Source organism: Agrobacterium sp. ST15.16.024 (assembly GCF_027956545.1).
Lineage (GTDB): Bacteria > Pseudomonadota > Alphaproteobacteria > Rhizobiales > Rhizobiaceae > Agrobacterium > Agrobacterium cucumeris.
Genome location: NZ_JAQKGO010000002.1, coordinates 448,064 through 461,037, shown reverse-complemented (window position 1 = coordinate 461,037; position 12,974 = coordinate 448,064). Strand labels below are relative to the sequence as shown.

Genomic DNA, 12,974 nt, shown 5'->3' with positions numbered 1-12,974 from the left:
TTACCAAAAAACAAGGCCGGGCAAGCAGGGCTTGTCCGGCCTCGTGTCAGGCAAGTGAAATGAGTTTACTTGGCAGCGGTCAGGATGGCAACGCCCGGCAATTCCTTGCCTTCCATCCATTCGAGGAAGGCGCCGCCTGCCGTCGAGATATAGGTGAAATCGTCGGAAACACCGGCATGGTTGAGTGCCGCGACTGTATCGCCGCCACCGGCGACGGAAACGAGTTTGCCCGATTTCGTGCATTCGGCGGCGTGTTTTGCCGCTGCAACGGTCGCCGCATCGAAAGGCTCGATTTCAAAGGCGCCGAGCGGGCCATTCCAGACGAGTGTTTCCGCGCGGGAAATCCAGGCCTTGATGCTTTCAACCGATTTTGGCCCGACATCGAGAACCATGGCGTCAGCGGGGATGGCGTTGATATCGACCGTTTCATTGGCCGCACCGGCCTTGAACTCGCGGGCCACCACGCCATCTTCCGGCAGGACGATCGCGCAGCCGGATGTCGCGGCCTCGATCATGATCTGTTTTGCGGTTTCCGCCAGATCGTGTTCGCACAGCGATTTACCGACCTGCGCACCGCGGGCGGCAAGGAAGGTGTTGGCCATGCCACCGCCGATGACGAGCGCATCGACCTTCTTGACGAGGTTCATCAGGAGATCGATCTTGCTCGACACCTTGGCGCCGCCGACGATGGCGACCACCGGACGGACCGGCTGGCCAAGGCCCTTTTCCAGCGCCTCAAGCTCGGCCTGCATCGTGCGGCCGGCATAGGCGGGCAGGTGGCGCGCCAGGCCCTCGGTGGAGGCATGGGCGCGGTGAGCGGCGGAGAAGGCGTCGTTCACATAGATATCGCCATTGGCGGCCAGTGCCTCGACGAATGCCGGATCGTTCTTTTCTTCGCCCTTGTGGAAGCGGGTGTTTTCCAGAAGCAGGATATCGCCATCGTTCATCTTCGCGACCGCGTCCGCTGCCGGCGCGCCAATGCAATCGGTCGCGAAGGAAACGGCGTGATCCAGCACTTCCTCGACGGTGGGGACGATCTGCGACAGCGACATGTCGGCCACCGGTTCGCCCTTCGGCCGGCCGAAATGGGCAAGCAGGATGACTTTCGCGCCCTTGCCGGACAGTTCCAGAATGGTCGGTGCAACCCGCTCGATACGGGTCGCATCCGTTACTTTGCCATCCGCAACCGGCACGTTGAGATCAACGCGGACGAGAACGCGCTTTCCGGCAATGTCGTTAAGGTCGTCGATGGTCTTGAAAGCGGGCATGGGTCGATCCTGATTTGTTGCGAGTTCGGCACGGACCATACTATGCCTGATTGCCGACGCAAGCCGGTTAGCCCTCATTTTCTCTCACGACGTTCGAAGGTGCGGCAGTGTCTTCGATGGCGTTGCCGGAGCGCGATTGACGCCGTTGCGCCAGGTGGTCGCGCACCCGGCGGATGATCTCGCCGAAGCTGATGAAGATCGGCAGGCTGGTTGCCGGCTCGACTGGTTCCAGTGAGATACCGATGCCGGTGATGGCCTCATGTTCGTCCAGCGTCCGGACGATGAGGACAATGGAGCCGAGGCGGACGCGGTCGGCATAATCGGCTTTTCCGGAAAGGCGCGCCTCGATCAATTCCGCAATGCTCATCGCCTGTTCGGCCTGAGAAATCAGGCCGGGACCATAGGCCGCATCCAGCTCCTTGGCCGGTCGGGCGGGGGAGATAAGGAAGGTGCCGAAGAAATCGGCATCGTCATCGGCAACCGGCAGGGCGCTGGCGAACAGCCGGTCGATCAGCCGCGAGTAACCGGGTGCAATGAAAAGATAGACGAGGTCGTTTTCCCGCAGCCGGCCGGCATATTGGTAACGGATCGACTTGCCGTCGCGCACCACCAGCGAAGGCATCGCCCAGCGTGGAATGCGCTCGCCCTGCATGATGGCGCTGCCCTTGGCGACACGGTAGGAGATCAGTTCGTGATTGGCGGTGCCGGGAAGGTCGACTTCCAGCTTGTCGACGTCGCCCATGCGCGGCGGCACGATTAGCCCGAGCCTTGTCGCCACCGGCTTGATCGTCCAGCCCTGCACCAGGAGCGATACCAGAACGATGATGAAGGCGGCGTTGAAATAGATCTGCGCATCATCCAGCCCGCCAAGAATGGGCATGATGGCAAGCAGGATGGAAACCGCGCCACGCAGGCCGACCCATGCCACGAAGGATGTTTCCTGCTGGGTATAGCTGAAGGGCATGAGGCTGAGCCACACCGCGAGCGGGCGGGCGACGAAGATCAGGAAAAGTGCCAGCAGCACGGCCGGGATGGCGATTGCCGGAAATTGCGACGGCGTGGCGAGAAGGCCGAGCATCAGGAACATGATGATCTGCGCAAGCCAGGTCAGCCCTTCATGGAAACGCCGTATGGTCTCCTTGGCGAAAATCCTGCGGTTGCCGGCAACGATACCCGCCACGTAGACGGCGAGAAAGCCGCTGCCGCCGATTGCCCCGGTGAAGGAAAAGACCAGCAGCGCCAGCGCCAGCACGAAGATTGGTGCCAACCCGCGGTCGGCTGCGAAGCGATTGACCACCGTAGCTATCATGAGGCCGCCGAGCAGGCCGAAAATCACCCCAAGGCCCATTTCTTCGATGAACAGTAGCAGGAAACCGCTGTCTATGCCTGCCAGCCCCTGACCCTTGGCAATGATTTCGACCAGAGCGACGGTCAGAAATATGGCCATGGGATCGTTGGTGCCGGACTCCACTTCCAGCGTTGAGCGCACCTGATCGCGGATGTGAATGCCACCGATGCGCAGCAGGAAGAATACGGCCGCCGCATCCGTGGAGGCGACGATGGCGCCGAGCAACAGTCCCTCCAGCCAGGAAAGCCCGAGCAGCAGTGCGGCCGCTCCGGCGAAAAACACGGAAGTAAGGATGACGCCGACTGTGGCGAGTGCGACGGCGGGTGCTGCCGAAAGCCGGAAGGATTGTATCGACGTGCCAAAACCGGAATCGAAAAGGATGACGGCAAGCACAAGCGAGCCGAGCATATAGGCGAGCGGATTGTTGGTGAATTCGATGCCGAGGCCATCCACGCCCGCGGCAAGGCCGATCATCAGAAAGAGCAGCAGCAGCGGCGCGCCGAACCGGAAGGCGATGAGGCTGGAAAAGGCTGCGACGAGAACCAGAACAGTTGCCACCAGCAACAGAAGATAAAATGATTCCACGTCCACCGCCTCATTCAAACCGCGTTGGCCGCCGCAATGAATGCTCTGCGCGTCTGCAGCCAATGCGCCACGGGTTGCGGTCTGTCAGCGCTTCAGTCGATGGCGTTGAAAGGCGACGCAAGGCGGGGTGTATCGAATGATACGGCAGGGCCGAAGTGCATTGCGCACGACCGTTGTCCCTGTGTTTCTTGTCGGTCTCAAAATGGACCAGACAAAGGCAGGAAATGGGAATTTTTTCGGCGAGCGAGCGAAGGTGCGCCGCTTGAAGCAACGTCTGTTCTGCGTCGGGAGCTTTTGCTTGGGATGAATAGGCAGATTGCCGAAATAGATTCGTCAGCCGTGTTTTCACGTAACATAGCGATAATCCAGCTGCGCTAGTTGTCACCTCCGAATTGCTTTTCATCATTACCGGAGCGATCGGATGAAACGAATATCCATCATTATATTAGTGGCGGCAGGCTCGATTATTTCGGGTTGCTCCAGCACTGAGCAGACAGCTGAAAACATGGCCGCCCAACGCGAACGCTGTCGGGTATTTGGTTACCCTGAAGGTTCGCGTGATTTTGCAGACTGCATGATGAAGCTTTCGATGCAGCAAAGCGAACTGCGGCAGCAGACTTTCGATACGATCTGGAGCAATGCCGGCGACCGTGGCCCGGTCATCATCAACAATAAAAGATGACGGATGCGATTGTCTCATCCGTCGTATTGGGGAACGGCCAGTTTTTCGGCCGGCGACCGTTTTCGATCCGAAGCGTCCCCGCCTTGCTTCAGGATCGGCGCCGGCGGGATCCCTCAATCCCGCCGGCTTTTTTTCGGCAAACAAAAACCGGGAGGATTGCTCCTGCCGGTCTTTTGATGGAGCGATTTATGCTCAGATGGTCTTCGCGAAGGCGACGGCCGTGTCCGACATGCGGTTGGAGAAGCCCCACTCATTGTCGTACCAGGACAGAACGCGCACGAACCGGCCTTCCATGACCTTGGTCTGGTCGATCGCGAAGATCGACGAATGGCTGTCATGGTTGAAGTCGCGGGAAACCAGCGGCTCTTCGGTATAGCCGAGAATGCCCTTCAGCTTGCCGTTGGAAGCGGACTTGATCGCTTCGTTGACTTCTTCAACCGTCGTGTCGCGCTTGGCGATGAACTTGAAGTCGACAACCGAAACGTTCGGGGTCGGAACGCGGATGGACGTGCCGTCCAGCTTGCCCTTGAGGTGCGGCAGAACGAGGCCAACGGCCTTGGCTGCACCGGTCGAGGTCGGGATCATGGACAGGGCTGCGGCGCGGGCGCGGTACAGATCCTTGTGCATGGTGTCCAGCGTCGGCTGGTCGCCCGTGTAGGAGTGGATCGTGGTCATGAAACCATGGTCGATGCCAACGACGTCATCGAGAACCTTCACAACCGGCACGAGGCAGTTGGTGGTGCAGGATGCGTTGGAAATGACCAGATGGTCCTTGGTCAGCTGGTCGTCATTGACGCCGAAAACGACGGTGAGATCAGCGCCATCAGCCGGAGCAGACACGATGACGCGCTTTGCGCCGGCGGTCAGGTGGGCAGCCGCCTTGTCGCGGGCGGTGAAGATGCCCGTGCATTCGAGCGCGATATCGACGCCCAGTTCCTTGTGCGGCAGCGTTGCCGGATCACGAACGGCCGTTACCTTGATCGGCTTGCCGCCACCAACGATGATGGTGTCGCCTTCGACCTTCACGTCAGCCGGGAACTTGCCGTGGATCGAATCGTAGCGCAGCAGGTGCGCGTTGGTTTCAACCGGGCCGAGGTCGTTGATGGCAACGACTTCGATATCGGTGCGGCCGGATTCGACGATGGCGCGCAGAACATTGCGGCCGATGCGGCCGAAGCCGTTAATGGCAACTTTTACAGTCATTTACAGTCTCCCGATCAAGATATGGGCTTGGTCTTTGCTTGAATGGTGAGGGCTTGGGGCCCTCACGCGAGTTTTGCCTCGACTGCGGCGACAACGGCTTCCGCCGTGATGCCGAAGTGCTTGAAGAGATCCTTCGCCGGTGCGGACGCACCGAAGGAATGCATGCCAACGAAAGCGCCGTCGGAGCCGATGAAATAATCCCAGCCCTGGCGGATGGCGGCTTCCACCGCGATCTTCACCGGCGCCTTGCCGATGATGGCATTGCGATAGGTTTCCGGCTGTTCCTTGAAGAGTTCGAAGCAGGGAACGGAGACGACGCGGGCCGAAATGCCGTTGTCCTTCAGCGTTGCAGCGGCTTTCAGCGCTACTTCGACTTCCGAACCGGAGGCGAAGATCGAAACCTTCGCGTCGCTTGCCGATACGAGCTCGTAAGCGCCATAAGCGGAGAGGTTCTTTTCTTCATATTCCTTGCGCGAAGGCGCGAGATTCTGGCGGGTAAGCGCCAGAGCAGACGGACGATGCTTCTGCTCTAGAGCCAGCTGCCAGCATTCCGCCGTCTCGGTTTCATCCGCCGGGCGGAAGACGAGAAGGTTAGGAATGGCGCGAAGGGCGGCGATCTGCTCGACCGGCTGGTGGGTCGGGCCGTCTTCGCCGACGCCGATGGAATCATGCGTCAGAACGTGGACGACGCGGATGCCCATGAGCGCAGCAAGACGGATCGACGGACGGCAATAGTCGGAGAAGATCAGGAAGCCGCCGGCATAGGGGATGAGACCGCCATGCAGGGCGATACCGTTCATCGCCGCTGCCATGCCGTGCTCGCGGATACCGTAATGCAGGTAACGGCCGGAGAAGTCGCTCGGCGTGATGGACTTCATCTGGCTGGTCTTGGTGTTGTTGGACGGCGTCAGGTCAGCCGAACCGCCGACCATTTCCGGCAGGATGCCGTTGATGACTTCGAGCGCGTCTTCCGAGGCCTTGCGAGTGGCAACCGTCGGGTTGTTTTCGATGATCTTCTTCTTGAAGGCATCGATGGAGCTGTCGAAATTGCCGGGCAGGTCGCCGGCGAAACGACGCTTGAATTCGGCCTTCTTGCCGGCTTCCGCGGCTTCGAGGCGGGCTTCCCAGTCCTGACGGGTCTTGGTGGAGCGCAGGCCGGCGAGGCGCCATGCATCGAGCACGTCTTCCGGAATGACGAAAGCTTCGGCTTCCCAGTTGAGGCTCTTGCGCGCAGCGGCGATTTCTTCGGCGCCGAGCGGGTTGCCGTGCACCTTGTGGGTGCCCTGCTTGTTGGGCGCGCCAAAACCGATCACGGTCTTGCAGGCGATGAAGGTTGGGCGGTCGGATTTCTGCGCCGCTTCGATGGCGGCAGCAATCGCGTCCGGATCATGACCATCAACGCGGATGGTGTTCCAGTGAACGGCCTGGAAGCGGGCAATCTGGTCGGTGCTGTCGGAAAGGCCAACTTCACCGTCGATGGTGATGTTGTTGTCATCCCAGAACAGAACGAGCTTGTTGAGCTTCAGGTGGCCGGCAAGCGCGATGGCTTCGTGGCTGATGCCTTCCATGAGGCAGCCGTCGCCGCACAGCACATAGGTGAAGTGGCTCTGCAGGTCGGAACCGAATTCCTCTTCCAGCTTGCGCTCAGCGATCGCCATGCCGACGGCGTTGGCGATGCCCTGGCCGAGCGGGCCGGTGGTGGTTTCGATGCCGGTCGCATGGCCATATTCGGGGTGGCCGGCGGTCTTGGAACCGAACTGACGGAAGCGCTTGATCTCGTCGATCGTCATGTCCTCGTAGCCCGTCAAATAGAGCAGCGAGTAAAGAAGCATCGAACCATGGCCCGCCGACAGCACGAAGCGGTCACGATCCGCCCAAAGCGGCGCCTTGGGATCGAATTTCAGGTAACGGGTGAAGAGAACGGTGGCGACATCAGCTGCGCCCATCGGCAGACCGGGATGGCCTGAATTGGCCTTCTCCACTGCATCCATGGCAAGAAAGCGGATCGCATTTGCCATCCGGTTGTGTTTGTCGCGAGAAATCATGGCTTTTCCGTCTGTTTCCGGGTGAAAGGAGATAGTTTTACGCAACTATCCAAAAAGCGGGTTGATCCATAGCAGGTGAGGCCGGCAAGTCAATAAATCCACGGGCGTTTGCGGTTCGCTGCGGGAGAAAAAATCGTTTAGAAAACCGGGTGTCCTGACAAAATTCGTGCGATATGGGCCGACATCCCTTCGTTCATCCACAGAGCAAAACGCCTCAATGCACTGGTTTGATTGACGGGATGATAAATCGGGTAATAACCTCGTGATTGTTGAAAAGGCCTGAAACCGGACGATTCGCCCGGTGGCGTGCGAGTTGGAAAAAACGATGTCGGCTGAGAAGACCGTACAATCTGCGCTGACGGAGCTGAATGCTGCCATCACAAATCTCGAAAATGCCATCGATATGCGTATCGAGCGGCAAAGGGAGACGGGCGAGATCGATAATGAGGTCAAACGGGTCCATGTCGACCGCGCCAGACTGGCGCAGGAGCTGGACCAGGCCGAGTTTCGCGCCAACCGTCTTGAAGAAGTCAACCGCGAGGTTTCCCGCCGTCTGGTGACGGCGATGGAAACGATCCGCGCGGTGCTGGATCGATAGGAGCGGTTTCATGGCGCAAGTCACTGTTATGATCGACGGCAAGGCCTATCGCATGGCGTGCGAGGCGGGGCAGGAAGATCACCTGACCGACCTTGCCACGCGCTTTGATCGTTATGTCGGGCACCTCAAGAGCCAGTTCGGTGAAATCGGCGATCTCAGGCTCACCGTCATGGCCGGCATCATGGTGATGGACGAGCTTTCCGAAATCAACCGCAAGCTCGAGAAGCTGGAAGGCGAAGTCACCTCCCTGTCCCGCAACCGCGACGGCATGGCCGAGCACAAGGCGAAATCGGACGAGATGGTGGCGCTTGCCATCGGCGATCTGGCCGATCGCCTCAACGGAATAACCGACAAACTGCTGGCCCGGCCGAAGCCCGCGGCGCATTGATTGGCTGAAGAGTTCTGAGGCGGCAAAATTTCGCACCGCCCCTCTGGCGGTTTTCCCCGATCCGTCCTATATCTTGGATGCGTTCTGCGCTTCCCGACAGGAACCACAATCCCTGGGGCCATACTCGATCCAAAGGGAGCTGTCCCTGGCCAGTCCCGTGGGGCTGGACACACGGTGCCCACCTACTTTTGTAGGCACCCAGGATCGTAAATCTCCATCGGTCGCCGTGGATCGCGCTTGAAGTTTCGGGTCAACCCCGGTTCTTCACCTGATTATTTTATCGTCGACAGTTATTTTTAACTACTGCCGGGAACGGCTTTTTTATAGTGCCGTCATTGCAATGGCGGAACAATTCCCTATTATCCGGATTGGTATGTCTGTCATGCCCTTTTATAAAAAGGGCGCTGCGGCCAAAACCGCGACGTGCCGTTCAACAGCCCAAAGAGCTAAACTTGTTTACTGAAATTATGATCGTGGTCCTGCTCACCGTATTGAACGGTGTGCTTGCCATGTCCGAGCTTGCCGTTGTCTCCTCCAGACCGGCGAGGCTCAAGGTGCTTGCCGCGCAAGGCAGCAGAGGCGCCACGATGGCGCTCGGCCTTTCCGAAAATCCCGGACGCTTCCTTTCCACGGTGCAGATCGGCATCACGCTGGTCGGCGTTCTGTCCGGTGCGTTTTCCGGCGCCACACTCGGCGCCCGGTTCACCGCATGGCTTCTGGAACAGGGCGTTCCCGATCGTGCCGCCGATGCGATCGGTGTCGGTTCGGTGGTTGTCGCCATTACCTATCTGTCGCTGATCGTCGGCGAGCTGGTGCCCAAGCAGATCGCGCTGCGCGATCCCGAAAAGGTTGCCGCCCGCGTCGCGCCAACCATGGTGATGCTGTCGCGGGTCGGCGCGCCGCTGGTATGGCTGCTCGACAAGTCGGGCAAGGCCGTTCTTGCCCTTCTTGGCCATAGCGGCGAGTCCAACGCCTCGGTGACCGACGACGAAATCCGCACGGTTCTGGCCGAGGCCCATAGCGCCGGCGTGATCGAAACCGAGGAATCGGCGATGATCACCAGCGTCATGCGTCTTGCCGACCGCAATGCGCGTGGCCTGATGACGCCGCGCCGTGACGTGGAAGTGGTCGATATCGAAGACAGCGCGGAAGAAATCCGCGAGCAGCTTCGGGGCACCCAGCGTTCGCGCCTGCCGGTGCGCAACGGCGCTTCCGATGAAATTCTCGGCGTGCTTTTCGCCAAGGACGCCTTTGATGCGCTGGCCTCCGGCAAGGAGCTGGATGTGCGCGAGCTCCTGCGCGAAGTTCCTGTCGTCTCGGACCTGACGAGCGCGGTGGATGTCATCCAGTCATTGCGCCGTTCGACCGTGCATATGGTTCTGGTCTATGACGAATACGGCCATTTCGAAGGTATCGTCAGTTCCGGCGACGTTCTGGAGGCCATCACCGGCGCGTTCCAGGAAGATAACGACGAGGAGCCGGCAATGGTCGAGCGCGAGGACGGATCGTTCCTTGTCGCCGGCTGGATGCCGGCCGATGAATTCGCTTACCGCATGGGGTTCCAGATCGACGAGGACGCCGAGTTCGAGACCGTTGCCGGTCTGGTGCTGGATGAGTTCCGTCGTCTGCCGGAACTGGGCGAGCACATTACCCGCAACGGCTGGCGTTTCGAAGTCATCGACCTCGACGGCCATCGTATCGACAAGGTGCTTGTGAGCCGGGCCGCCTGATGTCTGGCGACATTGCCGAAAAAGCAAGACTGCGCGGCGAAAGGCTTGCCGCGCGCGATGCGCTGACGCAGGCCGAGCGGCAGGAAAAGAGCCAGACGCTGACCGCCCTGGGTGCCTCCGCCATCTCCTTTGCGCCGGGCGCGATCATTTCCGGTTTCATGCCGATCCGTTCCGAGGCCGATATCCGGCCGCTGATGGAGGCGCTGCGGGCAAGGGGAGGGCGTCTTGTGCTTCCCGTCGTACTGGACCGCGAAACCATCGTTTTCCGCGCCTTCGACGCGGATACCACACTGGTGAAGACCGGCTTCGGCACGACCGGCCCGGGGGAGGATGCGGCGATTCTCGATCCGGATATTCTGCTCGTGCCGCTGTCTGTTTTCGACGGGCAGGGTCAGCGTATCGGTTATGGCGCGGGCCACTATGACCGCGCTATTGCACGATTGCATGGCAAGGGCCGGAGCCCCGTTCTCATCGGTGTCGCCTTTGATTGTCAGGAAGTATCGTCGGTGCCGGCGGAGCCGCATGACGTGCCGCTTGATGCAATTCTGACGGAGAGCGGCCTGCGCTGGTTTTCCGAACGGCGGTCGATGCCTGATCAGGGGCAAAAGGCGCTTTAGCACTTTTTAAAATACGGATTACCCGCTAGAGGGACGCAATCCAAAGAACATACGCAAAACGGGGCGGTGAATGAGACTTCTTTTTCTCGGTGATATGGTGGGCAAGACCGGACGCACGGCGGTCTGGGACAGGTTGCCGGGACTGATTTCCGATCTGAAGCTCGATTTCGTCATCGTCAATGGTGAAAACGCCGCCGGCGGTTTCGGCATCACCGAGGATATCTATCTCGAGACCATCAATGCCGGCGCCGATGTGGTAACGACAGGCAACCATGTCTGGGACCAGAAGGAGGCGGTTTCCTTCTGCGAGCGCCATGACCAGTTCCTGCGGCCCGCCAATTATCCCGATGGTACGCCTGGCAAGGGCTCAGGCATTTTTTACGCCCGTAACGGCGCACGTATCCTCGTCGCCAACATTATGGGCCGGGTGTTCATGCATCCGGAACTTGATGACCCCTTCAAGTCGGCCGAGGCTATTCTTGCCGCCTGCCCGCTGAAAGAGCAGGCTGACGCCATCATTTTCGATTTTCATGCCGAGGCGACCAGCGAAAAACAGTGCTTTGGCCATTTCGTTGACGGCCGCGCAAGTTTCGTCGTTGGCACCCATACGCATGTTCCGACGGCGGATGCGCAAATCCTCAATGGCGGCACCGCCTATATGTCGGATGCCGGCATGTGTGGTGATTATGACAGCTCGCTCGGCATGGAGAAGGAAGAGCCGATCAACCGCTTCATCTCCAAGATGCCGAAGGGGCGCTTCGAGGCGGCAAGCGGGCCTGCGACCATCTGCGGCGTCGGTGTCGAGATTTCCGACCGCACCGGACTGGCTGAAAAGATTGCGCCGCTGCGCATCGGACCGCGGCTTGCCGAAACCCTTCCGTCTTTCTGGGTCTAACCTTCCTTCGGCGAGAATGCTCACAATGACGAGATTGTGAGCATTCTCGCCGCTCTTGCAACTGGACGGCTTGCAAAACCTGTCTCATCCTCTGCCCTTCGCAAGTTCAGGGGAGTGGCATGATGCTGCGTGTGCTAATGCTTGCAATAACGGGATTGCTCACCGGCGCGGGAGCGACCTTCGCCCAGACGGAAAGTCGCCCGCCCGTCAGCCAGTGCCAGGCGATTGCCCGCAATATTCCCGGTGTAATGTTCGCCAGTTTCAATCCACTCGGCGTTCAGCTTGCCCAGGCCGCTTCCCGGGAAGAGGTGAAGATCAGTTTCATCGGCCATTCCACCTATCTTATCGAAAGCCCCGGTGGGGTGACGATCGCCACCGACTATAATGGCGTCTATCGCCCGCCCGTCACCCCGACGGTGGTGACGATGAATAGGGCGCATTCGACCCATTTCACCCTGAACCCGGATCCGGCGATTCAACACGTGCTGCATGGATGGAGTGATACGCCGGGAGAAAAGGCCGAACACAGGGTTCTGGTGGGAGATGTCTATATCCGCAATGTCGCGACCGATATCCGCAACCGCTGGGGTGACTACGAATCCTTCCAGGAAAACGGTAATTCCATCTTCATTTTCGAAATTGCAGGGCTGTGTATAGGCCATCTCGGCCACCTGCATCATGAATTGACGGACACGCATTATGCCGAAATAGGCCGTCTGGATGTGTTGATGGTGCCGGTGGATGGCGGCCTGACCATGGGGGCCGACAGCATGAGCCGGGTGGTGAAACGCCTGCGCTCCGCGCTTATCCTGCCGATGCACCGCACCGGGCCGCCGCTCGAACAGTTTCTGACGATGTTCGGCGAAAGTTTCCAGATTGCTTATGCCGCCGATCCGGTGATCCGCGTTTCAATGAGAAACCTTCCCCGCCAACCGCAGATACTGGTGCCGAAAGGCATGTAGCAGGCGGTGGGCGAGGAAGGCCGGGGGAGCCCGGAAAATCAGGAGCTAGAACCCAGGCAAAGGTATCAGGCGAAGGTGAGGTGCTGGCGGACACCGACGTCAGGTGTCTTGTCATCCGACATGTTGGCCTTGGCGATTTCCCAGCCGAATTTCAGCGTGCTGTCGGTTGACGCCCAGATATCGGCATCATCGACGTGAAGTGCCAGCATCGTCAGCAGCGGGTCGGCCTTGCCATGTTCGAACCAGGCGGCGGTGACGGAATTCCAGTATTCGTCGATCTTCGCCCTGTCGTCACGCGCTTCCAGAATGCCGGAGAGGCAGGCGTGATAATCATGGTCCTTGCCGACGAGGCAGAAATGCGCACGCGAGCCTGACTTCAGCGATTTTACGAGATCGGTGTCTTTTTTGGAGAAAAACCAGATGGTGTTGGTTTTCGGGTCAGCATGAGGCGCCATGGGCTGCATGTGGTTGTGCAGTCCTTCCAGACCGAGCATGCCGGCATGGACGGAATTGATTTCGTCCCAGAGCTGGCGGGCCGGGGCTTCTCTTGCTTCAGTCAGGCTGACCATATGTTTTCTCCTTCCGGTCTGTTTTGCTGCGACGGAGAGAAATCCAAGCCCTCATGTGCCGCGTTCATGATCAAAACGAGAAGC

Annotated in this window: 12 protein-coding genes and 1 other RNA gene; 8 read left to right on the top strand and 5 right to left on the bottom strand. The window is 59.5% G+C overall.

Going from position 1 to position 12,974, the window contains the following annotated elements:
- Window positions 1-65: 65 nt before the first annotated feature.
- Together PL640_RS10645 and PL640_RS10640 are read right to left on the bottom strand one after the other, a co-directional pair.
- Window positions 66-1,268, bottom strand: a complete 1,203-nt coding sequence (locus PL640_RS10645; protein WP_142841548.1) for a phosphoglycerate kinase — start codon at window positions 1,266-1,268, stop codon at window positions 66-68.
- 67 nt (window positions 1,269-1,335) lie between these two features.
- The gene (locus PL640_RS10640) at window positions 1,336-3,201 is read right to left on the bottom strand and encodes a potassium/proton antiporter (RefSeq protein ID WP_271361820.1); all 1,866 of its coding nucleotides are present in this window, start codon (window positions 3,199-3,201) and stop codon (window positions 1,336-1,338) included.
- A 421-nt stretch (window positions 3,202-3,622) separates the two neighbouring features.
- On the opposite strand from PL640_RS10640, the gene PL640_RS10635 reads away from it, so the two are divergent.
- Window positions 3,623-3,883: a hypothetical protein gene (locus tag PL640_RS10635; RefSeq protein ID WP_271361819.1), complete on the top strand. Its 261-nt coding sequence runs from the start codon at window positions 3,623-3,625 to the stop codon at window positions 3,881-3,883.
- 192 nt (window positions 3,884-4,075) lie between these two features.
- Here PL640_RS10635 and gap read toward each other — a convergent pair whose 3' ends face one another.
- A complete protein-coding gene (gene gap / locus PL640_RS10630; RefSeq protein ID WP_269699015.1) occupies window positions 4,076-5,086 on the bottom strand; it encodes a type I glyceraldehyde-3-phosphate dehydrogenase in 1,011 nt (336 codons plus the stop codon).
- 62 nt (window positions 5,087-5,148) lie between these two features.
- Window positions 5,149-7,131 carry a transketolase gene (gene tkt / locus PL640_RS10625; protein ID WP_052819449.1) on the bottom strand — a complete coding sequence of 661 codons (1,983 nt, stop codon included), beginning with the start codon at window positions 7,129-7,131 and terminating at the stop codon, window positions 5,149-5,151.
- 325 nt (window positions 7,132-7,456) lie between these two features.
- Between tkt and PL640_RS10620 the strand changes: the two genes are divergently transcribed.
- The 7 genes from PL640_RS10620 (at window position 7,457) to PL640_RS10590 (ending at window position 12,321) form a co-directional block, all read left to right on the top strand.
- Window positions 7,457-7,729 carry a DUF4164 domain-containing protein gene (locus PL640_RS10620; RefSeq protein WP_046799912.1) on the top strand — a complete coding sequence of 91 codons (273 nt, stop codon included), beginning with the start codon at window positions 7,457-7,459 and terminating at the stop codon, window positions 7,727-7,729.
- 10 nt (window positions 7,730-7,739) lie between these two features.
- Entirely contained in the window at window positions 7,740-8,117 is a 378-nt protein-coding gene (locus PL640_RS10615) for a cell division protein ZapA (RefSeq protein WP_046799911.1), read from the top strand.
- A 78-nt stretch (window positions 8,118-8,195) separates the two neighbouring features.
- Window positions 8,196-8,354: non-coding RNA, 6S RNA (gene ssrS / locus PL640_RS10610), on the top strand.
- Between the two features lie 230 nt (window positions 8,355-8,584).
- Window positions 8,585-9,847, top strand: a complete 1,263-nt coding sequence (locus PL640_RS10605) for a hemolysin family protein (protein WP_046799910.1) — start codon at window positions 8,585-8,587, stop codon at window positions 9,845-9,847.
- On the top strand, window positions 9,847-10,464 hold the full coding sequence (locus PL640_RS10600; RefSeq protein ID WP_271361815.1) for a 5-formyltetrahydrofolate cyclo-ligase: 618 nt from the start codon (window positions 9,847-9,849) through the stop codon (window positions 10,462-10,464). Before PL640_RS10605 ends, PL640_RS10600 begins: the two co-directional genes overlap by 1 nt.
- Window positions 10,465-10,534: 70 nt before the next feature.
- Window positions 10,535-11,359, top strand: coding sequence for a TIGR00282 family metallophosphoesterase (locus PL640_RS10595; protein WP_269699017.1), 825 nt, complete (start codon window positions 10,535-10,537; stop codon window positions 11,357-11,359).
- 119 nt (window positions 11,360-11,478) lie between these two features.
- A complete protein-coding gene (locus PL640_RS10590) occupies window positions 11,479-12,321 on the top strand; it encodes an MBL fold metallo-hydrolase (protein WP_271361814.1) in 843 nt (280 codons plus the stop codon).
- Window positions 12,322-12,386: 65 nt separating this feature from the next.
- Here PL640_RS10590 and PL640_RS10585 read toward each other — a convergent pair whose 3' ends face one another.
- A complete protein-coding gene (locus PL640_RS10585) occupies window positions 12,387-12,890 on the bottom strand; it encodes a pyridoxamine 5'-phosphate oxidase family protein (protein WP_142841537.1) in 504 nt (167 codons plus the stop codon).
- Window positions 12,891-12,974: the final 84 nt, after the last annotated feature.

Bases quoted from the DNA above. Each gene is read 5' to 3' on its own strand.
- PL640_RS10590 (WP_271361814.1), top strand. From the start codon at position 11,479: ATGATGCTGCGTGTGCTAATGCTTGCAATAACGGGATTGCTCACCGGC.
- PL640_RS10585 (WP_142841537.1), bottom strand. From the start codon at position 12,890: ATGGTCAGCCTGACTGAAGCAAGAGAAGCCCCGGCCCGCCAGCTCTGG.
- PL640_RS10635 (WP_271361819.1), top strand. From the start codon at position 3,623: ATGAAACGAATATCCATCATTATATTAGTGGCGGCAGGCTCGATTATT.
- PL640_RS10615 (WP_046799911.1), top strand. From the start codon at position 7,740: ATGGCGCAAGTCACTGTTATGATCGACGGCAAGGCCTATCGCATGGCG.
- gap (WP_269699015.1), bottom strand. From the start codon at position 5,086: ATGACTGTAAAAGTTGCCATTAACGGCTTCGGCCGCATCGGCCGCAAT.
- tkt (WP_052819449.1), bottom strand. From the start codon at position 7,131: ATGATTTCTCGCGACAAACACAACCGGATGGCAAATGCGATCCGCTTT.
- PL640_RS10620 (WP_046799912.1), top strand. From the start codon at position 7,457: ATGTCGGCTGAGAAGACCGTACAATCTGCGCTGACGGAGCTGAATGCT.
- PL640_RS10605 (WP_046799910.1), top strand. From the start codon at position 8,585: ATGATCGTGGTCCTGCTCACCGTATTGAACGGTGTGCTTGCCATGTCC.
- PL640_RS10645 (WP_142841548.1), bottom strand. From the start codon at position 1,268: ATGCCCGCTTTCAAGACCATCGACGACCTTAACGACATTGCCGGAAAG.
- PL640_RS10595 (WP_269699017.1), top strand. From the start codon at position 10,535: ATGAGACTTCTTTTTCTCGGTGATATGGTGGGCAAGACCGGACGCACG.
- PL640_RS10600 (WP_271361815.1), top strand. From the start codon at position 9,847: ATGTCTGGCGACATTGCCGAAAAAGCAAGACTGCGCGGCGAAAGGCTT.